This is a genomic window from Blastochloris tepida (assembly GCF_003966715.1).
Taxonomy (GTDB): Bacteria; Pseudomonadota; Alphaproteobacteria; order Rhizobiales; family Xanthobacteraceae; genus Blastochloris; species Blastochloris tepida.
Map to the genome: position 1 here is coordinate 1,764,117 of NZ_AP018907.1, position 23,988 is coordinate 1,788,104.

Sequence of the window (23,988 nt, forward strand, 5' to 3'; positions counted from 1 at the left end):
CTGATCGGATAGGCAAACATGTTGAACGGTAAGAAGGTCGTTGTGACCGGTGCGGGCGGCTTCATCGGCAGCCACCTCGTCGAAGCTCTTGTCGCCGCGGGCGCGAACGTGACCGCCATGGTCCGCTACAACTCGTCGTCCTCGATCGGCAATCTCGCATTCCTGCCGCCGGACATGCGGCGCTCGGTGCGGATCGCCAGCGGCAATGTCGAGGACAGCGATTTCGTGTTCGGCGTGGCGAAGGGGCAGGACGTCATCTTCCACCTCGCGGCGCTGATCGCGATTCCCTATTCCTACGAGGCGCCGCGCAGCTATGTCCGCGCCAATGTCGAGGGCACGCTGAACGTGCTCGAGGCGGTGCGCCGGTTCGATATCCCGCGCATGGTCCACACCAGCACGTCGGAGGTCTACGGCACCGCGCTCTATGCGCCGATCGACGAGAAGCATCCGCTGCAGGGCCAATCGCCCTACTCCGCCACCAAGATCGGCGCCGACAAGCTGGCCGAGAGCTATTTCCGCTCGTTTGAGACGCCGGTGGTCACCGTGCGGCCGTTCAACACGTTCGGCCCGCGCCAGAGCGCGCGCGCGTTCATCCCGACCATCATCTCGCAGGCCCTGGCGCGCGACGAGATCCATCTCGGCTCGCTGACGCCCGAGCGGGACATGACGTTCGTGACCGACACCGTCGCGGGCTTCCTGGCCGCGGCGACGGCGCCCGGCGTTCCCGGCATGACCCTCAATCTCGGGACCGGCGTCACACACTCGGTCGGCTGGTTCGCCAAGCGCATTCTCGAACTTATGAAGCTGGACAAACCGATCGTTCAGGACGAAGACCGTCTGCGTCCGGCGCTCAGCGAGGTCATGAAGCTCGTCTCGGACAATTCGCTGGCCAAGACGGCCATGGGCTGGACGCCGACCGTGTCGATCGACGACGGACTGCTGCGGACCATCGAGTTCGTGACGGAAAACCTGGGGCGGTACGACACGAGCGCGTACGTGCGTTGATCATCGGCCGGGGTCGTCCCGGCCCCGACCGGCCACACCGCAAGGCGGTCGACCGGCAGAGCAGAGCGGTGGAGGCGGCGACGTCTCGCATTCGGAAATCGAGGGCGCACTCATGAAGGCATCCGTCGCGTTCGGTGTTCTCGTTTTCACGTTGCTGGGCATCGCCGTCGCGACCCTGTCGCCGCGCGGCGACGAGCGCATCGCGATTCTGCTCGACAAGCACCGGTTCAGCGAGGCAGCCGCGGCGCTTGAGAAGAAGATCAAGGCCGATCCCGGCGATCAGGCGGCGCAGCGGGCGCTGGCCCAGGCCTATGCCGGCCTGGGCAAGTACGACCATGCCGCGTCCCTGTTCGACAAATACCTCGCCGACCACCCGGACGACGTCGCCGCCCGCGAGATGCTGGCCGAGGTGCTGCGGAAGCTCGGGGCGAGCGAGCGCCATATTGCCGAGCTTTCGCGCGTGGTCGCGGCGCAGCCGACCGGAGCGCGCGTCGGCGCCCTCGCCGATGCCTATCGCGACGCCGGCCGGTCGCAGGACGAACTGGCTCTCCTGCGGGCTCATTCGGAGCCGGATTTTCTCAGTCTCACCCACGCCGCGCGACTCGGGCAGCTCCTGGCGGACGGCAACGAACTCGAGGCCGCCCGGCAGCTTCTCGAGCGCATCGATGCACGGGCGCCGCTGGCCCTGAGCGAACCGCGTCTGGTGCTGCTCGATGTGCTTGTTCGGCTGGGCCGCACCGACGAGGCGGCGACGAAGGCGGCGGCCTGGCTGCAATCCTGGAAGACGCCCTATCTCGCGACCGGGGTTCTGACCCGGCTCGCCCGCTCCCAGACCCGGACGAAGGCCTACGAGGTGGCGCGGCTCTGCGCCAATGCGCTGCCGGACAACGTGTTCGACATTGCCGGCCAGCTCACGGCGGACGGCTACGGCGACGTGTCCCGCGAGATGCTGATCCAGTGGTCGGAAACCCACCCCAACCCGCGCGGCCCGCAACTGAAGACCTTCATGTTCGCGGCAAGCCAGATCGGCGACGCGGCGCTGCCCTTCCGGATGTTCACGCGGCTGGTGAACATGGGCAAGGATCCGGCCGCCGAGGCGCAGATGGCGGAGGAGATCGCCGCGGTGTTCGGCATGACGGCGCTTGAGCCGCTGCGGCCGATGCTGTCGTTCGACGCGCTGCTGGCCCGCCCGCTGTTCGCCGCCGAGCTCATGGTCTACGAGCAGAGCCTCGAGCTGGCCCGCTGGTATCTCGCCCAGGCCGATCCGTCGCAGCTCGATTCGGACGGGCTGACCACTTGGCTCACGCTGTCGCAGCGTCTGGAGCCGCGCGCCACCACGTTCGAACGCATGGTCAAGCTGTGGCGGGCCGGCACCCTGCCCGTCGAGCTGCTGCGCCCGCTGGCAAACGAGGCGCTGAGCCTGGGCGACTACCGCACCCACGATCTGGTGCTGCATTCCATGAGCCGCCTGGAATCGACGCAGGAACACTGATCGCCGCCGCCCCGAGTGTTGGGGCCGGTCTGGTCAGTTTCGCTCGATCACCGTGGCGATGCCCTGGCCGACGCCGATGCACATCGCCACCAGCGCAAATCGGCCGCCGCTCAAGGCGAGCTGGCGCGCCGCAGTCAGCATCAGCCGCGCGCCGGTGGCGCCGAGCGGATGGCCGAGCGCGATGGCGCCGCCATTGGGATTGAGCCGGGAATCCGCCGCATCGAGCCCCATCATTTGGCAGCAGCCCAACACCTGGACGGCGAACGCCTCGTTGATCTCGATGACGTCCATGTCGGCCAGCGTCAGCCCGGCGCGGGCCAGCGCCTTGGCGGCGGCCGGTGCCGGGCCGATGCCCATGATGCGCGGCGGCACGCCGGCCACCGCCGCGGCGCGGATGGTGGCGAGTGGCGCGGCACCTGATCGCTCGCCCAGCATGCGCGATCCGATCACCAGCGCTGCGGCGCCGTCATTGATGCCCGACGCATTGCCCGCCGTGACGGTGCCGCCCTCAGCCAGCGGCCTGAGCTTGGCAAGCTGCTCCAGCGTGGCGTCGGGACGCGGGTGCTCGTCCTCCGCCACCGTGACGGCCGCGCCCTTGCGCCCCGGCACCGTCACCGGCGCGATCTCACCGGCGAAGAAGCCTTCGCGCCGGGCCCGCTCCACCCGCTGCTGCGACACCAGCGCAAAGCGGTCGGCCGCGTCGCGGCCGATGCCGAGTTCGCGCGCCACATTGTCGGCGGTCTCGGGCATGGCGTCGTTGCCGTGCGCCGCCACCAATCGCGGATTGGCGAAGCGGGCGCCGATGGTGGTGTCGAACACCGCGACCTCGCGGCCGAACGGTGCCGCCGACTTCGCCATCACGAACGGGGCGCGGGTCATCGATTCGACGCCGCCGGCGACGATCAGATCGGCCTCGCCCAAAGTGACGGCGCGCGCGGCGTCCGCCACCGCGTTGAGACCGCTGCCGCAGAGCCGGTTGACGGTGGCGCCGGCCACCTCGACCGGCAGGCCGGCGAGCAGCGCGGCGTGGCGGCCGATGTTGCGGCCGTCCTCGCCGGCCTGGCAGGCGCAGCCGAGGATGACGTCCTCGACCTGATCCGGGGTGAACGGCACGCCGGCCAGCGCGGCACGGATGATTTGGGCGGCCATGTCGTCCGGCCTCAGGGGGGCGAGCGCACCGCCGTGGCGGGCGAACGGCGTGCGCACGCCGCCATAGATGCAGGCGTCGAGCACGGCTCACTCCTCGATGCGCAGGCGGAAACGCTGGATCTTGCCGGTGGCGGTCTTGGGCAGCTCGTCGACGAAGTGGAACCGCCGCGGGAACTTGTAGGGCGCCAGCCGCGCCTTGCAGTGGACGACGAGGTCCGTCTCCAGCTCCGCGCTGGCCAGCCTGCCGCCGGCCAGGACGATCCAGGCTTCCGGCTTGACCAGACCTTCGCCGTCGCTGCGGCCGACAACCGCAGCCTCCAGCACCGCGGGGTGCTCGATCAGCGCCGCCTCGATCTCGAACGGCGAGCACCAGATACCGCCGACCTTGAGCATGTCGTCGGAGCGGCCGCAGTAGAAGAAGAAGCCGTCCTCGTCGCGGTAATAGGTGTCGCCGGTGTTGAGCCACTCGCCGAGCATGGTGGTCTCGGTCTTCTCCGGGCTGCGCCAGTAGCAGCGCGCCGTCGACAGGCCCTTGATGATCAGCCGCCCCGGCTCGCCCGCCGGCAGCGGCCGGTCGGCCTCGTCGAGGATCACCGCCTCATAGCCCTCCACCAGCCGGCCGCTGGAGCCGGGCTTGCAGTCATCGACCCGGTTGGAGATGAAGATGTGCAGCGCCTCGGTCGAGCCGATGCCGTCGAGAATCATCAGGCCGGTGCGTTCGCGCCAGCGCCGCAGAATGTCGGCCGGCAGCGCCTCGCCGGCCGAGACGCACAGCCGCAGCGAGCCGAGGTCGGGCGTCGCGGTCTCCAGCGCATGAAGCTGCGCGGCATAGAGCGTCGGCACGCCGAAGAACAGCGTCGGCCGGAAGCGCTCGATGGTAGCGAATGTCGACTCCGGGGTCGGCCGGGCATCGAGCAGCACCGCGGTGCCGCCGACCCACAGCGGAAACGTCATGCCGTTGCCGAGGCCGTAGGCGAAGAACAGCTTGGCGGCGGAGAAGAACACGTCGTCCTCTCGGGCGCCGAGCGTCCGCACGCCGTAGAACTCGCTCGCCACCACCATGTCGCGATGGCGGTGCACCGCGCCCTTGGGATCGCCGGTCGAGCCCGACGAATAGAGCCAGAAGCAGTCGGCCTCGGCCGAGGCCGGCACCGCATCGAAGCTCTCGGACTGGGCGGCAAGCCGCGCGGCGACGGTGTCGCCCTCTCCGGCCGCCCGCAGCACCACCGCCGGCCGATGCGGCGATTGCGCCAGCCCCGCCTCGACCTCGGCGGCGAACTCCGGCGAATAGACCAGCGCCGCGCATTCGGCGTTGGCGATCATGAAGGCGTAGTCCTTGGCGCGCAGCAATGTGTTGAGCGGCACCGGAACGATGCCGGCCTTGATCGCCCCCCAGAACAGATGGAAGAACTCGATCGAGTCCTTCACCACCAGCAGGATTCGCTCGCCACGGCCGAGCCCGAGGCCGACCAGCAGATTGGCGCAGCGGTTCACACCCGATGCGAGCTCGCCATAGGTGGTGTCGCCGGCCGCGGTGCGCACCGCCACCTTGCCGGCGCGTCCTTCGGCAAGATGCCGGTCGATGAACACGGTGGCAACGTTGAAGCCATCCGGAAACGTCAGGCCGCCCTCGGAGGCGGCGCCGCGTGCGCGCCCCCCTTCGATCTCGATCAACACCATGGCCTTCCCCCCCCCTCGTCGCTTTTCGCGCCACCCGCTTTTTTTCCACCCCTGGCGGAACGGAGGCTTCGCGCATGCACGGCGTTCGTACGATCGAGACGTTCGTCGCACGCGCTTTGCGAGACGCATTCTGGTACTTTTTTGCTGATTTTCACGGCGGGCCGCCGCGCTGTCAAGCCGACCTGCGTCTGCCCATGGCCATGGACGGCATCATGCGGCTTGCGGCGAGCCTTTGGAGATCGGCGAAACCGGACTTGCCGACACGTCTCGTTCGAAGCAGGTCTTCCGCGAACGGACTTCGAGACCCCGGCCCGTACGGCCGCCGGAGGCCACGTCACATCAGCCGCTGCAGCAGCGCCACCAGCATCTCGCGGCCGCCGGGACCAAGCTTCTGGGCGAGCTCGCGCTCCTGCTCGTCCTGCATCGCGCGGGCGCGGGCCAGCAGAGCGCTGCCGGACTTGGTCAGCACCAGCGCGTGCGAGCGGCGGTCGGTGGCGGACGGCAGGCGCTCGGCCAGCCCGCGCCGCTCAAGCTCGTCGAGCATGTTGACGAAGTTCGGACGCTGGATGCCGAGCGCGGCGGCAATCTCGGCCTGCTTGCGTCCGGGATTGTTGCCGATCACCAGCAGCACCGAATATTGCGCCGGGGTGAGATCGAGCGTCGCGAAGCGGGCGATGAAATCCTCGAACACCGCCAACTGTGCGCGCCGCAGCGCGTAGCCCACCACCGCGTTCAGGCCGGACAGATCGAGCGCATCCGGACCGGCGTTCGCCTCCTCGGCCTCATCGGCCGTCGCGCTGCGGGCCGTGCCGCGTCCGCGCCGCGTTCCCTCCGTTGAGGAGGCCACGTCACGATTGCTCTTTCTCACACCCATTTTCCGCCCCGGAGGCCGTGATCCGTTCACATTGCCGGCCACGTCACGCCTTGCTCTTATAGTCGATAATTGTTATGTCATATACCAATAACAAGCTCGCCGGAAGGGACTGCCGCAATGCCTGCGGACGTCCCCTGGATCAAAACGAATCCAGCCGCTGCGCTCGCGCGCGGCGAACCGAGCGAGGGGGGAAACCACGGGAGACCACGGGCGGTGGACGGCACGATTCTGCTCTTTCTCCTCCAGGATGGTATCACGAACGGGGCAATCTACGCCCTGCTCGGCATAGCCCTCGTCCTGGTGTTCGCGGTCACTCGGGTGATCTTCATTCCGCAAGGTGAGTTCATCGCCTTCGGAGCCCTCACCTATGCGCTTCTCGAAGCGGGACGGCTGCCGGGCACGGTGTGGCTGCTCATCGTCTTCGGCGCGGTGGCGTTCATCTTCGACCTCGTGGCCATTCTGAAGGATGGCGGCGGCGCGCGGCGGCTCGCCAAGGCGGCGTTGCTCGATCTCTCTTTGCCGGCGGCGATTGCCGGCGCCGCGGTGCTGGTCGCCGGGCGCGGTTTCGGCCCGGTGGCGCACGCGGCCCTCACGCTGGCGCTCGTCACCCCGCTCGGGCCGCTGCTCTACCGCGTCGCCTTCATGCCGATCGCCTCGGCCTCGGTGCTGACGCTGCTGATCACAGCGGTCGGCGTGCATCTGGTGCTGGTCGGGCTCGGCCTCGCCTTCTTCGGCGCCGAGGGCCTGCGCGCGCCGGCCATATCCGATCTGATGATCGAGGTTGGGCCGCTGCTGGTGTCGGGCCAGAACCTCGCGGTCTATGCGCTGACCGCGGCCTCCATCGTGGCGCTGTGGCTGTTCTTCGAGCGCTCGCTGTGGGGCAAGGCGCTGCGCGCCACCGCCGTCAACCGGCTGGGTGCGCGGCTGGTCGGCATCCGCACCAGCTTCGCCGGTGCTCTTGCATTCGGTCTCGCGGCGCTGGTGGGCGCGCTCTCCGGCATCCTCGTCGCGCCCATGACCACGATCTATTACGACACCGGCTTCCTGATCGGCCTCAAGGGGTTCGTCGCCGCCATCATCGGCGGGCTCGCGAGCCATCCGATCACGGCGCTGGCGGCGCTGGCGGTCGGCGTGGTGGAATCGATCGCCTCGTTCTTCGCCTCGGATCTGAAGGAGGTCATCGTCTTCAGCCTCATCCTCCCCGTCCTGATGTGGCGTTCGTTCACCCAGACGCATGTCGAAGAGGAGGACTGACCGATGAACCAGCGTCTTGTGCTCGTCGCCTTTGCCGCCCTCCTCGCCATCGTTCCGCTCATTCCCGGCATGCCGGTGTTCTGGGTGACGCTGCTCGGCAATGTCGGGCTCGCCGCGCTCGTCGCCATCGGCCTCGTGCTGCTCACCGGCGTCGGCGGCATGACCTCGTTCGGCCAGGCGGCGTTCTGCGGCTTCGGCGCCTACGCCACCGCGGTGCTCACCGCGACGCATGGCTGGTCGCCCTGGCAGGCCCTGCCGGTGGCGCTCGTCGTCTCGGGCTTTGCTGCGGTGGTGCTGGGGCTGATCACGGTCCGGCTCTCCGGCCACTTCCTGCCGCTCGGCACCATGGCCTGGGGCCTCAGCCTCTATTACCTGTTCGGCAAGATCGAGATGCTCGGCCGCCACGACGGCATCTCCGGCATTCCGCCGCTGTCGGTGTTCGGCATCAGCCTCGCCGACCCGCGCGCGGCGCATTACCTGATCTGGACGGTGGTGATCGGCGCCGCCATCCTCACCACCCATCTGCTCGACAGCCGCATCGGCCGCGCCATCCGGGCGCTGCGGCGCGGCCAGATCGCGGCGGAGTCGTTCGGCATCGATGTCGCGCGCACCAAGCTCATCGTGTTCGTCTATGCCGCGCTGCTCGCCGGCCTCTCCGGCTGGCTCTATGCCCATGTCCAGCGCACGGTGACGCCGGCGCCCTTCGGGCTCAATGCCGGCATCGAGTATCTGTTCATGGCGGTGGTCGGCGGCGCCGGCCAGATCTGGGGTGCCATCGTCGGCGCCGGTCTGGTGACGCTGCTGAAGGAGGCGCTTCAGCGCGTCGTGCCCTCGCTGTTCGGCACATCGGTGCAGCTCGAAGGCGTGGTGTTCGGCATCGCGCTGGTGGCGTTGCTGCAGGTGGCGCGCGAGGGGCTGTGGCCGCACCTCGTGCGCCTGCTGCCGGCAAGGCAACGCGCGGCCCCCAGGCCTGCCGATCCTCTGGCCCGGCGCGCGCCTGTCGCCGGTACGGATTCCGCGCTTGAGACCGGCCGCGGCGAAGCGCTGCTGGTGCTCGATCAGGCCCGCAAGCAGTTCGGCGGCCTGGTCGCGGTGAACGACGTGTCGTTCAAGGTCCGCCGCGGCGAGATCGTGGCGCTGATCGGCCCGAACGGCGCGGGCAAGAGCACCACTTTCAACCTGATCACCGGCGTCGCGGCGCTCACCGCCGGCACGGTGCGCTATGACGGCGTGGAGATCAGCGGCACGTCGCCGCGGGTCATCGCCCGCCACGGCGTCGCCCGCACCTTCCAGCACGTCAAGCTCAACCCGGACATGACCGTGCTGGAGAACGTCGCGCTCGGCGCCCATCTGCGCGGACGCGCCGGCATCCTCGCCGCCATGCTGCGGCTCGACCGCCGCGACGAGGCGCGCCTGCTCGCCGAAGCCGCGCACCAGATCGAGCGGATCGGCCTTGCCGAGCACATGATGAAGCCGGCCGGCAGTCTCGCGCTCGGCCAGCAGCGCATGGTCGAGATCGCCCGCGCGCTGGCGATGGATCCCGAGCTGCTGCTGCTCGACGAGCCGGCGGCGGGCCTGCGCCACTTCGAGAAGACAGCGCTCGCCGACCTGCTCGACCGCCTGCGGGCCGAGGGCATGAGCGTGCTGCTGGTCGAGCACGACATGGGCTTCGTCATGGGGCTCACCGACCACATCGTGGTGCTCGATTTCGGCACCAAGATCGCCGAAGGCCCGCCCGAGGCGATCAAGACCCATCCCGCGGTGCTGGAAGCCTATCTCGGAGGCGCGGCATGACCGAAACCCTGCTCGCCATCGAAACCGTCTCCGTCGCCTACGGCAAGGTGCAGGCGGTGCGCGGCGTCTCGCTCAACGTCAAGGCCGGCGAGATCGTCACCGTGATCGGCGCCAACGGCGCCGGCAAGTCGACGCTGCTCAACGCCACCATCGGCGCGTTTGCCGCGCAAGGGTCCATCCGGTTCCTCGGCGAGGACATCACCCGGCTCGATGTCGAGGACCGGGTGGCGCGCGGCCTGCTCCTGGTACCCGAGCGGCGCGAGCTGTTCTCCACCATGACGGTGGAGGACAATCTGGTGCTCGGCGGTTTCCGCGTGCCGCGCGGCGTCGCCCGCGACACCATGGCCGAGGTCTATGACCGGTTCCCGCGCCTCAAGGAGCGGCGCGACCAGCTTGCCGGCACCATGTCCGGCGGCGAGCGGCAGATGCTGGCGATCGGCCGGGCGCTGATGAGCCGGCCGAAGCTGCTGATGCTCGACGAGCCGAGCCTGGGGCTGGCGCCGCGCATCGTCGCCGACATCTTCCGCATCATCGCCGACCTGCGCGCAGGCGGCGTGTCGATCCTGCTGGTGGAGCAGAATGCGCGCGCGGCGCTGGCCGCCGCCGACCATGCACACGTCATGGAGCTCGGCGAGGTCAGCGTGTCGGGCCCGGCGGCGGAGCTCGCCCGCGACGAGCGCATCGTCCAGAGCTATCTCGGCTTTCACTGATCAAGGACACGGCCATGAGCTGGCGCGCACCGATCGACGACATCCTGTTCACCCTCACCCAGGTCGCGCCCGGCCCCGACGGCGAAAGCCCGATGGACCGCGACGATCTGGCGATCATTCTCGACGAGGCCGGCCGCTTCGCCGAGGAGCGCATCGCGCCGCTCGACCGCGCCTCCGACATCACCGGCGCGCACTGGCAGGATGGCGCCGTGACCACGCCGCCGGGCTTCCGCGAGGCCTATGCCGATTGGGCGGCGGCGGGCTGGAACGCGGTGTCGCAGCCGGAGGATTTCGGCGGCTCCGGCCTGCCCACGGCGGTCGGCACCGCGACGATGGAGATGATGACCTCGGCCTGCATGGCGCTGTCGACGCTGCCGGTGCTGTCGCAGGGCGCGGCCGACGCGCTGGAGGCGCACGCCACCGCCGAGATGAAGGCGCTCTATCTGCCCAAGCTGATTTCCGGCGAGTGGACCGGAACCATGAACCTCACCGAGCCGCAGGCGGGCTCCGACCTCGCGCTGCTGCGGACCAAGGCGGTGCCGGCCGGTGACGGTACGTTCCGCATCACCGGCTCGAAGATCTTCATCACCTTCGGCGAGCACGATCTCGCTGCCAACATCATTCATCTGGTGCTGGCCCGCCTGCCCGATGCGCCCCCCGGCGTGAAGGGCATTTCGCTGTTCCTGGTGCCGAAATTCCTGCCCAATCCGGACGGCACGCCGGGCCGGCCCAACGACGTGCGTTGCGCCGGGATCGAGCACAAGCTCGGCATCAAGGGCTCGCCGACCTGCACCATGGTGTTCGGCGACGCTGGCGGCGCCATCGGCTGGCTGGTCGGCGAAGCCAACAAGGGCCTCGCCTGCATGTTCACGATGATGAACAAGGCGCGCCTGCTCACCGGCCTGCAGGGCATCGCCATTGCCGAGAAGGCGACGCAGATGGCGCAGGCCTATGCGCTCGAACGGCGCCAGGGCCGGGCGGCGGGGTTCGACGGCGCGGCGCCGATCGCCGCCCATCCCGACGTCGCCCGCACGCTGGCGCGCATGAAGGCGCTCACCCTGTCGTCGCGCGCCATCGCCTATGCGGCGGCGGCGGCGATCGACCGCGCCGCGACATCGCCCACCGCCGAGGAGCGCGTGCGGGCCGAGATGCGGGCGAGCCTGCTCACCCCGGTCGTCAAGGCGTTCTGCACTGATGCCGGCTGCGAGGTGGCCTCAAGCTGTGTACAGGTGCATGGCGGCATGGGCTTCATCGAGGAGACGGGCGCGGCGCAGCTCTTCCGCGACATCCGGATCGCGCCGATCTATGAGGGCACCAACGCGATCCAGGCGATCGATCTGGTGACGCGCAAGATCGGCCGCGAGGGCGGCGCCGAGGTCGCGCAGGTGATCGCGGAAGCGCGGGCCGATCTCGCCGCGGCGGCCGGCCTGCTCGGCGGCTCCGCCCGGCGGCTCGCGGAGGCGATCGACGCGCTGGAGTCCGCCACCGCCCATCTGCTGGCGTCCACCACCGCCGATACCGACCGGCTGCTCGTCGCCTCGAACTATCTGCGGCTGTTCGGCCTCGTGCTCGGCGGCGCGCTCTTGGCGCGCGGCGCGACGCAGGCCGGCGACGCCCAGGCGCACTGGCCTCGGCTCGCCCGCGTCCATGCCGAGGATCTGGCGGCCGAGGCGCCGGCACTGCTCAACCAGATCCTGTCGCCGAACCGCCGGGCCGAAGACTACCGCGCGCTCGCCGGCCTCGCCTGATCCTCGCGCCGCTCGGCGTTGACCCGTCATCGGCATGGCCGGGCTTTGTCCCGGCCATGCGGTTTCAGGTTTACCGGCCCTGGAAAGACACGAAATCCGGCCCACAGGGCCGGATTTTCGTTTTCCGCTCGATGATGCCGCGACAAAAAAGGGGGCGCCCGTTCGGAGGCCCGGGCGCCCCAAGGGCTCGTCACCTTGAGGAACGACTCTCAGGGTACGAGAGGAAACCCGCGTCGTACGGCAAGCCGGCGACCCGGTGATCGGTCATACGGTTTCCGGTATCCCAAAGGGATCGCCGAAAACCGCATCACTGGACAATCGCCCAGTCGCCATCCTTGACGGTGACGAGGATGCGGCCGCGCCCGTCGACTCCGTAGTGATTGCCCGGCCCGTAGCTGTAGACGGCCTGCGACGCCGCCATCTCCTTCTCGGATTCGAGCGCATCGCGCAGCGCATCGCGGAACGCCTGGGTGCCGGGCTCGGCCGACTTCAGCGCCACCGGCACGGCACGCTTCAAGAGCTCGAACACGTCGTACATGTGCGCGCCGAACTGGGTGATGGTGCCGGGGCCGAACTTCGCCTCATAGGCCGCCGTGTAGGCGACGCCGGGCGCCTTGGTCAGCGCATCGTCGGGCTGCTTGGCGGCGGCGATCACCGGGCCGGACACGAAGATCACGCCCTCGGCCGCCTTGCCGGCGATACGGATGAAGTCGCGCGTCACGGCGCCGTGGGTCTGGTAGATCGGCCCGGTATAGCCGCGCTGGCGCAGCGCGATCACCGGCAGCGCCGCGGCGGTGCCCGACGCGCCCACCAGCACCGCGTCCGGCTTCGCCGCCAGGAGCTTGAGCACCTGCCCGGCCACCGAGGTGTCGGCGCGGGCGTAGCGCTCGTCGGCGACCATCTTGAGCCCCATCGGCTCGCCCGACGCCTTGAACTCCTTCACCCACAAGTCGCCCCAGCTGTCCGAGAAGCCGATGATGCCGACGGTCTTGACGCCCTTCGCCGTCATGTTCTCGAACAGGCCCTTGGCCATCAGCGGGACCGGCTGCGGCATCACGAAGGTCCACGTGTCGCGGCCGGGCTGGAAGGCCATCGGCGACAGCGCGAAGTGCGGCACCGCGGACTCGAACGCCACATTGGCCACGGCGATGGTGGCCGGCGTCACCGACGAGCCGATCAGCACATCGACCTTGTCCTCGGTGGCGAGGCGGCGCGCATTGGTCGTGGCGTTGGTCGGATCGCCGGCATCGTCGAGCTGGATGATCTCCAGCCTGGTGCCGCCGATCTCGCGCGCGATCACATCCAATGTGTTCTTCTCGGGGATGCCGAGCGCGGCACCCTGCCCGGTCGTCGAGATCGTCACGCCGATGCGCAAGGCCGGCGGATCGGCGAATGCCGGCCCGCCAAACCCGGCAACGCCAAACCCCGCAACGGCAAGCGCCGACCCGGCGACGAGGCGGCCCAAGGTACGTCGGCAGATGGTCTTCATGTCGAACTCCTGGTTGGTCGCTTCCTCGAAGGCGTCCGCGTCTTGGCCGCGCGGATCGCCACCTTCTTCAGCCTGAGTGCGATCCGATCCGACGGCATCGGATCGGCGCTCTCAGCATTCCCGTCGTCGCAGTCTCCCTCGCAAGGCCGGTCTCAGCGCTTGCGGAGACGGCTCTAGCCGGCGGACAAGCGCCGGATCACCTCTTCGGGGATCGGGCGTGACTTGATGCGGCTGGGATCCTCGGGATGCTTCGCCACCCACACCCGCGTCTCGTATCCTTCGATCGCCAGCACCTCGCCCTGCGGATCGGGCTTGAACACCTTATGAATCACATCGAAGCTCGACTTGCGGAACTCCGTCACCTGGGTCTCGATGATGATGTCGTCGCCCGCGGTCGACGGCACCAGGAACTTCCCCCTGGTGTCGACCATCGGATAGCCGACGATGTCGAATTCGCGGATCAGCTCGCGTTTCTTCCAGCCCGCCTTCTCGAACAGGTGGTGGGTCGAGGTGTCGAACATCTCGAAATAGCGTGGATAGAACACAATGCCGGCCATATCGCAGTCGGCCCATTCGATGCGGACGGTTCGGCGGTTGACAAGCATGGAACACCTCAGCGGGGTGGCAGGCGAAGCGCGCCGTCGAGACGCACCACTTCGCCGTTGAGAAACGAATTTTCGATCATGTGGAGAGCGAGCGCGGCAAACTCCGCCGGCTCCCCAAGGCGGGGCGGAAACGGGATCGATTTCGCCAGCGACGCCTGAACCTCATCCGGAAGGCCGCCCAGTAACGGCGTCAGAAACAGGCCGGGCGCGATGGCAATGACGCGGATGCCAAACTGCGCCAGCTCGCGGGCGATCGGCAGCGTCATGGCGACGATGCCGCCCTTCGAGGCCGAATAGGCCGCCTGCCCCACCTGCCCTTCGAAAGCGGCGACGGAGGCGGTGTTGATCACCACGCCGCGCTCACCGGTTTCCAGCGGTTCGAGCTTCGCCATCGCCGCCGCGGCAAGGCGCAGCGTGTTGAACGAGCCGAGCAGATTGACGCGCACCACCTGCTCGAAATCGGCCAGCGGCTGCGGACCGTCCTTGCCGAGCACGCGCTTGGCGACGCCGATGCCGGCGCAGTTGACGAGAATGCGCGGCGTGCCAAGCTCCGCCGCGACGCGCGCGAACGCCGCTTCGGCCGCGCTGGCGTCGGCGACGTCGAACGCCAGCGCCAGCCCGCCGATGGCGCCGGCCACCTCCTGTGCCGCCGCCGCGTTGCGGTCGGCGACCGCGACGCGTGCGCCGCGCGCGGCGAGCGCCTCGGTAACAGCGCGTCCCAGTCCCGATCCGCCACCGGTGACGATGGCGACCTTGCCCTGAATATCCATCACCACCTCCCGGTCACGCCGCCGGATTCTCGACCAGCATGGCGATCCCCTGCCCGCCGCCGATGCAGGCGGAGGCGATGCCGTATCGCAGTCCGCGCCGCTTGAGCTCGCGCGACACCGTCAGCACCAGCCGCACGCCGGTGGCGCCCAGCGGATGGCCAATGGCGATGGCGCCGCCATTGACGTTGAGCTTGTCCTCGTCGAGCCCGAGTTCGCGCGCGCAGGCCATCACCTGGGCACCGAACGCCTCGTTGATCTCGATGCGATCAATGTTCGCCAACGGAATGCCGGCCTTGTCGCACGCCGCGCGGATGGCCGGCACCGGGCCGATGCCCATGATGTGGGGCGGCACACCGACCGACGCGGCGGCGATGATGCGGGCGAGCGGCCGCGCACCCGATGCGGCGAGCCAATCCTGCGACGCCAGCACCACGGCCGCCGCGCCATCCACCACCGCCGAGGAATTGCCACCGGTCTGGACGCCGCCGAAGGCGGGGCGAATCTTGGCCAGCGCCTCGATCGGCGAAGGCCGCACGTGGCTATCCTCGCGCACCGTCTCGCCGCGGCTCTTGAGACGGATCGAGCGTGTCACGAATCCCGGGCGCTCGAACGCCTCATCGACCACCGGCACGATCTCGTCGTCGAAGAAGCCGTCCTCGCGCGCCTTGAGCGCACGGGCGAACGAGCGGGCGGCGAAGGCATCGACCTCCTCGCGGCTGATGGCGTGTTCCTTCGCGAGGTTCTCCGCCGTGCCGCCCATGGTGGTGTCGCACGAGGTGTCGCGCAGGCTCTCCCACAGGAAGTCGGCGAACTCGATCTGGCCGAGGCGGAAGCCGCCGCGATGGGTGTAGGCGGCCACCGGGTTGCGGCTCATCGACTCGGTGCCGACGGCGAGCGCCACGCGGGCACGGCCGAGCGCCACGGCATCGGCCGCCTGCGACACCGCCTCGATGCCGGAGCCGCAGATGCGCTGCACCAGATGGGCCGGCACCTCGATCGGCGCGCCGCAATAGATGCCGACATGGCGTGGCAGGAAATAGGCGTCGAAGCTCGCCTGCGCCATGTTCCCGGCGACCACCGTGCCGATCTCGGCCGGATCGACATTGGCGCGGGCGATGGCTGCACGTCCGGCCTTGATGCCGAGATCGATCGGCGACACGCCGGACAGCGCGCCATTGTAATCGACGAACGGTGTGCGGGCGCCGTCAACGACGTACACGTCGTCGAATGCGAGAGCGATCGCTCCCGCAACAGGTGTCGTACTCATCTCGTGAACTTCCTCAGAGCCTGATGACGTGCGGCTTGATCTCGGCGGCGTAGAGCGCCTCGACATCCTTGGCGCGGTTGGCGAGCACGGCGCGCTGGTTCAGCGAACCCTTGTCGGTCGACTCGCCGAGGTCGATCGAGGCCGGCTCGGCCAGCAGCGCGATGCGGGTGACGCGGGTCGATGAGCCGGTCGCGCCGCGTGCGATCGCCGCCAGACGTTGCTGGAACACGTCCTTCACCATCTGGTCGACCACCACCTCGGCGAACGGCGTGTCGGGCTCCAGATGCGGTGCCAGCTTGCGGGTTTCGGCCTCGTCCGGGAACACCAGCATGCCGACATCGTCGCGGTCGTGACCGGTGACCACGGCGTCGCGCACCAGGGGATCGAACTTGCCGATGAAATCGACCCGGAGCGGGCCGACGCTGACCCAGGTGCCGGTGGCAAGCTTGAAGTCCTCGGCGACGCGGCCGTCGAACTCGAATCCGGCGGCGAAATTGTTGGGCTCGGCGAGCCGCAGCGCATCGCCCATCAGATAGAAGCCCTCGGAGTCGAACACCGTCTGCGTCAGATCCGGCCGGCGCCAATAGCCGGGCGTGATGTTGGGTCCGCGCAGCCGGGCCTCCAGCTTGCCGGCGTTCGGCACCAGCTTCAGCTCCACGCCCTTGTGCGGCACGCCGACAATGCCGGGGCGGTCGGCATCGCGGACGCCGATCAGCGCGCCGGGCGAAGTCTCGGTCGAGCCGAGCGAGGTGGTGAACACCACCGGGCGGCCGACCGTCTCGATGGCAAGCTCGCGGTAGGCGTCCCACACCGGCTTGGAGAGGCCGGCGCCGGCATAGAACAGCAGCTTGAGGCGCGAGAAGAAGTGGCGGCGCAGCGCGACGTCGTCCTCGAGGTGCGGCAGCAACGCCTCGAAGCCCTTGGGCACGTTGAAATAGATGGTCGGCGCGACCTCGCGCAGATTGGCGATGGTGGCGCCGATGCCGTCCGGCACCGGCTTGCCCTCGTCGATATAGAGGGTGCCACCATTGTAGAGGGCAATGCCGAAATTGTGGTTGGAGCCGAAGGTGTGCGCCCACGGCAGCCAGTCGACCAGCACCGGCGGCTCGTCCTTGAGGAAGGCCAGCGCCTCCGCCAGCATGGCCTGATTGGCGCACAGCATGCGCTGGGTGTTGGTGACGGCCTTGGGAAAGCCGGTCGAGCCCGAGGTGAGCAGGAACTTGGCGATGGTGTCGGGCCCGACCTGGGTGCGGGCGGACACCACGGCCGAGGAGATCGGCCGCTCCAGCAGGCTGGAGAACGGCGTGGCGCCGAGTTCGTCGGCAGTGTCGTCCGACACCACGATCTCGATGCCGCGCTCCTTGACCTTCTTCAGGGCGCGGCCGAACACCCGGCCGTTCGATGCGAACACCAGCCGCGGCGTCAGCAGATCAAGCGCGTAGGTGAGCTTGCCGAGATCCTGCGAGATGGTCGAATAGGCGGTGGACATCGGGCAGGTCGGCACGCCGACCGCCATGCCGGCCAACGACAGCAGCGCGTGATCGATGCTGTTGCCGGACAGGATCAGCGCCGGCTCCTCTTCCGAGAGATCGCGCGCCAGCAGGGCCGCACCGATGTGCAGGATCTGCTCGAAGGCGGCGCCGTACGTCAGCTCGCGCCAGCCGCCGGAGCCGTCACGCTCGGCGAGGAAGGTGCGGTGCGGCGTCACCTTGGCCCAGTGTTCGAGACGATCGACCAGCGAGGCCGAATAGTGCGGCAGCGGCCGAGCAGAGCGGACGACGATGACCCCGTCCGGCCGGGTCTCCACCACGGGGTCGAGCTTGCCGAACAGGCGCAAGGGTGCCGTCGCCGGAATGATGGCGTGCATGATGGTCTCCCCAAGACGGCCCCGACCTGGCGGGCGCCGCCCCCGACGTTTCCTCGGCATCGGCCGGTTGGTCCGGCCCTTTTCATTCGCGGCCGGTGGTCCGGCTCGCGGGATTTGCCGTCCGGTTCAGGCCGGACGCGCAACCTTGGCGGCGCGCTTCTCCAGGAAGTCGCGCACGCGGGCCTTGGCTTCGGAATCCCCCTGGGCGACCGCCGACACCAGCGCCTCCATCAGGTAGCCGACGCGCGGGTCGGCATCGGCGATGCGCGGCAGGGCCTGGATCACCGCGAAATTGGTGAGCGGCGCATTGGCGGCGACCCGCCCGGCAAGCTCCAGCGCATGCGCCATCCCCTCGCCTTCGCCGACCAGATACTGGGCGATGCCGAGCGAAACCGCATCGGCCGCCGCGTAGGTGCGGCCGGTCAGCATCATGTCCGCCATGCGGGCCACCCCGATCAGGCGCGGCAGCCGTACCGAGCCGCCGCCGCCGACGAAGATGCCGCGCTGGCCCTCGGGCAGCGCGAAGAAGGCCGACGGCTCGGCGACGCGAATGTGCGCGGCACAGGCCAGCTCAAGCCCGCCGCCGATCACCGCGCCCTTCAGCACCGCGATCACCGGCACGCGGCCGAACTCGATCTTCTCGAAGCAGCGATGCCAAGCCCGCGAATGGAATACGCCCGCCGTCACGTCGCGCTCGGAGATCTCCGACAGGTCGAGGCCGGCGGAGAAGTTCGGTCCGTGGCCGTGCAGCACCACTGCGCGCACGTCGTCCGGAATCGCCGAGAAGCAGTCGTCCAAGGCCGCGACGGCCTCGTCATTGATGGCGTTGCGTTTGGACTGGCGGTCGAGACCGACGACCAGGACCGCGTCCCGCCGCTCCAGCTTCAGCGGACCGTGGTCGAAGACGTCGGCGACTCCAGCCGGTGCGGCCGTTGCCCCGTTCCGCGCTGCGCTGTCCTTCGCCATCAGGCCCTCCCGTTTGTCGTTCTTATAATTGTTATTCTGTATAACAATTTGGTGGTGTCAAGCGCAACAATTCATCGTCACGCACCGGCATCGCGAAAATCGCGTCCGGCCCAGCTTCGCTGCGGGAGGGCGCACTGGAGCGCCGGCGCTGCGGGAGTTGAAGCAACGGCAAACTGGTACTAATTTGTGCAAAGGAATGGCCGCGCGCTCCGCCGCGGCGCTCAACGACAGCGAAGAATGCCGCGCCACAAAGCCGCTCCGGCTGCCACCACCCTCATTGAGAACGTCTCCATCGGCCCGGTCACGGCCGACGATCTCGTGCATGTGACGAAGCTCGACGCGCGGATCACCGGCACGGCGAAACCCGACTACTGGAACCGCCTGTTCGAGGGCGCCAAGGCCGATCCGCCGACACAGGTTTTCCTGGTCGCCAAGTGCGAAGCCCGGCTGATCGGCTTCATCGTCGGCGAGATTCGCGCCTGGGAGTTCGGCTCGGCGCCGTGCGGCTGGATCTTCGCGATCACGGTGGAGCCGGATGCGCGGCTCGCGTCGATCGGCAGCCGGCTGTTCGATGCGGTCTGCGCGCGGTTCCGCGATGCCGGCGTGACCAAGGTGCGGACCATGATCGCGCGCGACTCCCAGCTCATCCTGTCGTTCTTCCGCAGCCAGGGCATGATGGCAGGCCCCTTCGTCGAGCTGGAGAAGGATCTCGACGAATGAAGCTGCAGATCGCCACGCGGCACGCGCTGTTCGCGATTCTCGAACTCGCCTCGCAGCCGGACCGCCAGATGTCCGCGGCGGAGATTGCCGACAAGTATGAGCTGTCACCGAATCACCTCGCCAAGGTGCTGCGTACGCTGGGCCGGGCCGGGATGGTCGAGGCCTCCCGCGGCGTCGGCGGCGGCTATCGCTTCTGCGGCAACGCCAAGCGGCTGAACCTGCTCGACATCATCGCCATCTTTGAGCCGATCGGCCCGACCGCTGCCGGCGCCCGCGAAGCCGGCGACGACACCCGCGAAGGACAGGCGTTGCGGCAGGTGCTGAACGAGATCGAGGACTCGACCCGCGCCACGCTGTCGTCGATCACCGTCGACACCATGCTCAAGCTCGTCCGCCGCACGCCGGCCGAGGGCGCCACACAGCGCAAGGCCGCCGGCGCACGCTGAGCCATTCGCCTCAGATGTACTGGCCGGCATCGACCTTCAGCACCTGCCCGGTGATGAAGGCGGCGTGCCCGGACAGCAGGAACAGCACCGCAGCCGCGATATCCTCGACACCGGGCAGACGCTTCAGCACGCTTTCGTCCAGCGCCTTCTGGCGATGCTCCTCGGCGAGCTTAAGCGTCATCTCGGTCAGCACCATGCCCGGCGCCACGGCATTGACGGTGACGCCGCGCGGGCCGAACTCGCGCGCCGCGGTCTTGGTCAGCGCCACCAGCCCGGCCTTCGAAGCGGCGTAGTTGGCCTGGCCGAACTTGCCGCGCAGGCCGTTGATCGACACCACATTGACGATGCGGCCGAAGCCCGCCGCCATCATGCCCGGCCCGACCGCCCGGACCATGTTGAAGGCGCCGGTCAAATTGACGTCGAGCACCGCCTGCCATTCGTCATCCGACATCCGGGCGATGGTGCGGTCGCGGGTGATGCCGGCATTGTTGACCAGGAGATCGACGCCCGCCCCGAGTTCCTTCAGCGCCGCCGCCACCGACGCGGAGTCGGCGACGTCAACGGCGTGCAGATCGATGCCAGGGAGGTCCGGCTCGGCCGCCCGATCAAACACGTGGACGCGCGCGCCGCCGGCCTTCAGCCCCTCGGCGATGGCGCGGCCGATGCCACGGCCGCCGCCCGTCACGACGGCGGTGCGCCCCGCGAAATTCCACACCGGCGCGGTCGAAGCCCGCGCGTCAGGGGCTGCAACGTCCGGGGAACCAAAGCCCGGGGCCGCAACGTCCAAGTCCGGAACACCCGTCATATCCCCCCGCCGCAGCTTGACTTCCCGTATTTACGCATTAGCGTACCTTAATATTGTTTTCAAGCGGGGGGATGACTGTGGGGAGCACCATCGAGGTCCGATCGATCGAGGCTGGCGACATCGAAGCGGTGATCGCGCTCGACCAGCACGCCAGCGGCCAGTCGCGCCGGGGCTTCTTCCACAAGCGCTACGCCAGCCTTGCGGCCCATCCCGAGCGCTTCGCCTGGCTGGTGGCGGTGGAGGCCGGCGGCGTTGCCGGCTTCGTCTCCGCGCACGTGCTGGACGGCGAATATGGCGGGCGGGCGCGCACCGCGGTGATCGATGCCATCGCCACCCGCCACGATCTGCGCGGCACCGGCGTCGGCGCGGCCCTGATCGCCGCGCTGGAAGCCGAGCTGCGCCGCCGCGGCGTCGCCGAGATCCGCTCCGAGGCGGATTGGACCGAGCAGGACATGGTGGCGTTCTTTGCCCGCGCCGGCTTCCAGCTCGCGCCGCAGCTCGTGCTGCACCGTCCCTGCCGCGCCGCCACCGAGTACTGAGGCCGCACATGACCATGCTCGAGACCGATTTCAGCGATGCCTCCAGCGACGACATCGAGGCGCTGGCGCGCGACCGCATCCCCGTGCGGTCGATGACCGAAGCCGACCTGCCGGCGATCATCGACATCGACCGCAAGCTCACCGGCACCGCCCGCCCCGCCTACTATCACGGCAAGCTGACCGAGATGCTGGAGGAGAGCGGCGTGCGCATCTCGCTCGTCGCGGAAGTCGATGGCGTGTTCGCCGGCTTCGCCATGGCGCGCGTCGATTTCGGCGAATACGGGCGCACCATGCCCGCCGCCGTGCTCGACACCATCGGCGTCGCACCCGAGCATCACCAGCGCGGCGTCGGCGCGGCGCTGATCAGCCAGCTTCTCGCAAATCTGCGATCGCTCAATGTCGAGACGCTCTACACGCGGGTGGAGTGGAACGCCCTGCCGCTTCTCGCCTTTTTCGAGCGCTCCGGCTTCCAGCCGGCCCAGCGTCTGAGCTTCCAGCGCAAACTCTGACCGTTCGCCGTCGCGGGCTCCTCCTTCGGTGGCCGGAACGCTGTTCTGGCCACCCTTTTTTTGTGTGCCCATCACCGCAAAGCAGAAGGCTGCGCAGGTTCGCACCTGCGCAGCCTTGTCCAAAGTCCGCTTTGGCGTCAGGCCGCCAGCGATTCAAGCCGCGACAGCTTCTCGAAGCGAAACGCACCCCACAGCGCGGCACCGATGGCGCCGGCATGGATCGCGTCCGGGTGGCTCGACACCACTAGGCCGACCTTCTCCTGCGCCAGCGCCTCGCTCAGCGCATCGACCAAACCGGCGTCGAGCGCGAGCCCGCCGGTCATCTGCACCACGCCATCGCGGGCGCCGATCGATTTCAGGAGCTTGGCGAGGCGCGCCGCCATCGAGACATGGATGCCCTTGAGGATGTTGGAGGCCGAGATGCCGCGCGACACCATGTTGATGACGTCGGTTTCCGCCAGCACCGCGCAGATCGAGGACACCTTTTCCGGATTGTCGGCAGCCTGCGACAGCGTGCCGATCTCGTCCTGGGCGATGCCGAGATAGCGCGCGATGTTCTCCAGGAACTGGCCGGAGCCCGACGCGCACTGGCTGGTCATCTTGTAGCTCAGCACCTTGCCGCTGCCATCGACCTTGATCGCCCGGCCGTTGAGCGCGCCGATGTCCAGCACCGCGCGCGCCTCCGGATTGAGGAACACCGCGCCGCGGCCGTGCGTCGTCATCGAATAGAAATGGCCGGTGGCGAAGCGCAACGCCTCGGCATCGCCGGTGGAAGCGACATAGGCGACCTCCGACCGGGCAATCCCCGCGCGCTTCAGCATCGCATCATAGATCTCGTCCGCAAGCTGGAACGGATCGCGATTGCGGATGCGGGCGGTTTCCTTATCGAGCCACTCGATATTGTCGCCGTTCACCCGGAACAGCACCGTCTTGACGCAGCCCGAGCCGATGTCGATGCCTGCGGTGATGATCTCGCTCATGTCGGCTGTCCCGCTTGCTCAGTTGACCACCGCGCGCACCGCGAAGGTGGCGGCGCCCAAGGCGCCGGTGTAGATCGAGTCCGGATTGATGTTGATCTGCACGTCGCCGTAATTCTCCTTGATCAGCTTCCGCAGCTCGCGCACCGCCGCCTCGTTCTTGGCGACGCCGCCGGTGAAGGTGAACTGATCCTTGACGCCGCCGGCGCGCGACAGGATCGACATGGCGCGCAGGATGATGGCGCGGTGCAGACCGGCCAGGATGTCCTCGCGCTTCTCGCCCAGCGCCAGCCGGTCGCGCAGCTCGGCGCCGGCAAACACCGTGCAGGTGGAGTTGATGCGCACCTGCTTGGTGGAGGCCATCGCCAGCGGCCCCAATTCGTGCAGGCCCATGTTCATCTCGTCGGCGATGTAGCCGAGATAACGGCCGCAGCCGGCGGCACAGCGGTCGTTCATCTGGAAGTTCTCGACGATGCCGGCACCATCGACCTGGATGCCCTTGGTGTCCTGGCCGCCGATGTCGAGCACCGTGCGCGTGCCGGGATACATCATGTGGGCGCCGAGCCCGTGGCACAGGATCTCCGAGCGGATGTGCTCCTTCGGGAACGGCAGCCGCACCCGGCCATAGCCGGTGCCGACGACGTAGGTTTCCTCCAGCGGAATGGCCAGCGCCGCGCGCACCGGTTCGGCGATCGCGCCGGCATCCATGGTGCCCTTCTCCAGCGCCCGGATGAACTTGCCCTCCATGTCGCCGGCGGGGGGACGGTTCTCCACTTCGAGGATCGACTTGTCGTAGACGTTGAGGATGGAATCGAAGCCGATCCCCGCCTCGCGGCATACCGCCTCGCCGACCTGCATGAAGTCGGAACCGGCGAGATCGCGGAAGAAATCGGACTTCCTCCGCGCGCCGGGCTGGAACAGCGCCGCCGATTGCGCCCGCAGGCGGCGGAACGTCTCCTCCAGCACCTCGACCACCGCCCGCTCGCGGCCGGCATAACGCGGTCCCTTGATGTTGGCGATCGCGGTGCGCTCCAGATCGTCGAGCTGTTCCAGAAACTGGATGTGGCGGAAGTTGCGCTCGAGGTCGGCCAGGATGGCGTCGACCTCACCCGCCACCGCCGGCACGCCGCCCAGCGCGCGGCGGAACAGCGTGAGGCGCGCATCGATCAGCGCCTCCTGCTTGGAGACCGCGGCGGCAGTGTCGTAATTGGAGCGCGAATTGGTGATGCCGCGCCCGAGCACGTCGAGGTTCTCGTCCATCACCACAGCCTTGGTGGTGGTCGAGCCGAGGTCGATACCGATGAAGCAGCGCATGTGCCCCT

General features: G+C 68.7%; 22 protein-coding genes. 10 read left to right on the forward strand and 12 right to left on the reverse strand.

The annotated features are described in order from the left end of the window. Window positions 1-18: 18 nt before the first annotated feature. Window positions 19-1,005, forward strand: a complete 987-nt coding sequence (locus tag BLTE_RS08080; RefSeq protein ID WP_126399174.1) for a GDP-mannose 4,6-dehydratase — start codon at window positions 19-21, stop codon at window positions 1,003-1,005. Window positions 1,006-1,117: 112 nt separating this feature from the next. Next, complete coding sequence (locus tag BLTE_RS08085) at window positions 1,118-2,497, forward strand: tetratricopeptide repeat protein (protein WP_126399176.1); 1,380 nt, start codon at window positions 1,118-1,120, stop codon at window positions 2,495-2,497. A 33-nt stretch (window positions 2,498-2,530) separates the two neighbouring features. Here BLTE_RS08085 and BLTE_RS08090 read toward each other — a convergent pair whose 3' ends face one another. From BLTE_RS08090 to BLTE_RS08100, 3 genes are all read right to left on the reverse strand, one after another. Next, on the reverse strand, window positions 2,531-3,730 hold the full coding sequence (locus BLTE_RS08090; protein ID WP_126399178.1) for an acetyl-CoA C-acyltransferase: 1,200 nt from the start codon (window positions 3,728-3,730) through the stop codon (window positions 2,531-2,533). A 3-nt stretch (window positions 3,731-3,733) separates the two neighbouring features. Next, the gene (locus BLTE_RS08095; protein ID WP_126399180.1) at window positions 3,734-5,326 is read right to left on the reverse strand and encodes a benzoate-CoA ligase family protein; all 1,593 of its coding nucleotides are present in this window, start codon (window positions 5,324-5,326) and stop codon (window positions 3,734-3,736) included. Between the two features lie 334 nt (window positions 5,327-5,660). Next, entirely contained in the window at window positions 5,661-6,173 is a 513-nt protein-coding gene (locus tag BLTE_RS08100; protein ID WP_244600158.1) for a MarR family winged helix-turn-helix transcriptional regulator, read from the reverse strand. A gap of 240 nt (window positions 6,174-6,413) precedes the next feature. Between BLTE_RS08100 and BLTE_RS08105 the strand changes: the two genes are divergently transcribed. Genes BLTE_RS08105 through BLTE_RS08120 form a run of 4 tightly spaced genes read left to right on the forward strand, consistent with a single transcriptional unit; the run spans window position 6,414 to window position 11,706 of the window. Continuing rightward, on the forward strand, window positions 6,414-7,454 hold the full coding sequence (locus tag BLTE_RS08105) for a branched-chain amino acid ABC transporter permease (protein ID WP_126399185.1): 1,041 nt from the start codon (window positions 6,414-6,416) through the stop codon (window positions 7,452-7,454). Between the two features lie 3 nt (window positions 7,455-7,457). Then, a complete protein-coding gene (locus BLTE_RS08110; RefSeq protein ID WP_126399187.1) occupies window positions 7,458-9,248 on the forward strand; it encodes a branched-chain amino acid ABC transporter ATP-binding protein/permease in 1,791 nt (596 codons plus the stop codon). Beyond that, window positions 9,245-9,958 carry an ABC transporter ATP-binding protein gene (locus BLTE_RS08115; RefSeq protein WP_126399189.1) on the forward strand — a complete coding sequence of 238 codons (714 nt, stop codon included), beginning with the start codon at window positions 9,245-9,247 and terminating at the stop codon, window positions 9,956-9,958. Before BLTE_RS08110 ends, BLTE_RS08115 begins: the two co-directional genes overlap by 4 nt. A 14-nt stretch (window positions 9,959-9,972) precedes the next feature. Next, window positions 9,973-11,706: an acyl-CoA dehydrogenase family protein gene (locus BLTE_RS08120; protein ID WP_126399191.1), complete on the forward strand. Its 1,734-nt coding sequence runs from the start codon at window positions 9,973-9,975 to the stop codon at window positions 11,704-11,706. A gap of 307 nt (window positions 11,707-12,013) precedes the next feature. Here the strand turns inward: BLTE_RS08120 and BLTE_RS08125 are convergent, their stop codons facing one another. The 6 genes from BLTE_RS08125 to BLTE_RS08150 all read right to left on the reverse strand — a co-directional run bounded on the left by BLTE_RS08125 (window position 12,014) and on the right by BLTE_RS08150 (window position 18,670). Then, a complete protein-coding gene (locus BLTE_RS08125) occupies window positions 12,014-13,195 on the reverse strand; it encodes an ABC transporter substrate-binding protein (RefSeq protein WP_126399194.1) in 1,182 nt (393 codons plus the stop codon). A 173-nt stretch (window positions 13,196-13,368) separates the two neighbouring features. Then, a complete protein-coding gene (locus BLTE_RS08130) occupies window positions 13,369-13,800 on the reverse strand; it encodes an acyl-CoA thioesterase (RefSeq protein ID WP_126399196.1) in 432 nt (143 codons plus the stop codon). Between the two features lie 8 nt (window positions 13,801-13,808). After that, on the reverse strand, window positions 13,809-14,570 hold the full coding sequence (locus tag BLTE_RS08135) for an SDR family NAD(P)-dependent oxidoreductase (protein WP_126399198.1): 762 nt from the start codon (window positions 14,568-14,570) through the stop codon (window positions 13,809-13,811). Between the two features lie 13 nt (window positions 14,571-14,583). Next, window positions 14,584-15,837 (reverse strand): thiolase family protein, encoded by a 1,254-nt coding sequence (locus tag BLTE_RS08140; protein ID WP_126399200.1) that lies wholly within the window; start codon window positions 15,835-15,837, stop codon window positions 14,584-14,586. Between the two features lie 13 nt (window positions 15,838-15,850). After that, window positions 15,851-17,704: a feruloyl-CoA synthase gene (locus BLTE_RS08145; protein WP_126399202.1), complete on the reverse strand. Its 1,854-nt coding sequence runs from the start codon at window positions 17,702-17,704 to the stop codon at window positions 15,851-15,853. 126 nt (window positions 17,705-17,830) lie between these two features. Next, a complete protein-coding gene (locus BLTE_RS08150; protein ID WP_126399204.1) occupies window positions 17,831-18,670 on the reverse strand; it encodes a crotonase/enoyl-CoA hydratase family protein in 840 nt (279 codons plus the stop codon). A gap of 237 nt (window positions 18,671-18,907) precedes the next feature. Between BLTE_RS08150 and BLTE_RS08155 the strand changes: the two genes are divergently transcribed. Both BLTE_RS08155 and BLTE_RS08160 read left to right on the forward strand, forming a co-directional pair. After that, entirely contained in the window at window positions 18,908-19,390 is a 483-nt protein-coding gene (locus tag BLTE_RS08155) for a GNAT family N-acetyltransferase (RefSeq protein WP_126399207.1), read from the forward strand. Next, entirely contained in the window at window positions 19,387-19,836 is a 450-nt protein-coding gene (locus tag BLTE_RS08160) for an Rrf2 family transcriptional regulator (RefSeq protein WP_126399209.1), read from the forward strand. Before BLTE_RS08155 ends, BLTE_RS08160 begins: the two co-directional genes overlap by 4 nt. Window positions 19,837-19,846: 10 nt before the next feature. On the opposite strand, the gene fabG is transcribed toward BLTE_RS08160, so the two are convergent. Further along, window positions 19,847-20,551, reverse strand: coding sequence for a 3-oxoacyl-ACP reductase FabG (gene fabG / locus BLTE_RS08165; RefSeq protein WP_244600159.1), 705 nt, complete (start codon window positions 20,549-20,551; stop codon window positions 19,847-19,849). Between the two features lie 161 nt (window positions 20,552-20,712). Between fabG and BLTE_RS08170 the strand changes: the two genes are divergently transcribed. Together BLTE_RS08170 and BLTE_RS08175 are read left to right on the forward strand one after the other, a co-directional pair. Next, a complete protein-coding gene (locus BLTE_RS08170; RefSeq protein WP_126399213.1) occupies window positions 20,713-21,180 on the forward strand; it encodes a GNAT family N-acetyltransferase in 468 nt (155 codons plus the stop codon). 8 nt (window positions 21,181-21,188) lie between these two features. Further along, window positions 21,189-21,689, forward strand: coding sequence for a GNAT family N-acetyltransferase (locus BLTE_RS08175; protein ID WP_126399215.1), 501 nt, complete (start codon window positions 21,189-21,191; stop codon window positions 21,687-21,689). A 137-nt stretch (window positions 21,690-21,826) separates the two neighbouring features. On the opposite strand, the gene bcrD is transcribed toward BLTE_RS08175, so the two are convergent. Both bcrD and bcrA read right to left on the reverse strand, forming a co-directional pair. Beyond that, complete coding sequence (bcrD, locus tag BLTE_RS08180; protein WP_126399217.1) at window positions 21,827-22,669, reverse strand: benzoyl-CoA reductase subunit D; 843 nt, start codon at window positions 22,667-22,669, stop codon at window positions 21,827-21,829. Window positions 22,670-22,687: 18 nt separating this feature from the next. Then, window positions 22,688-23,980 carry a benzoyl-CoA reductase subunit A gene (bcrA, locus tag BLTE_RS08185; protein WP_126399219.1) on the reverse strand — a complete coding sequence of 431 codons (1,293 nt, stop codon included), beginning with the start codon at window positions 23,978-23,980 and terminating at the stop codon, window positions 22,688-22,690. Window positions 23,981-23,988: the final 8 nt, after the last annotated feature.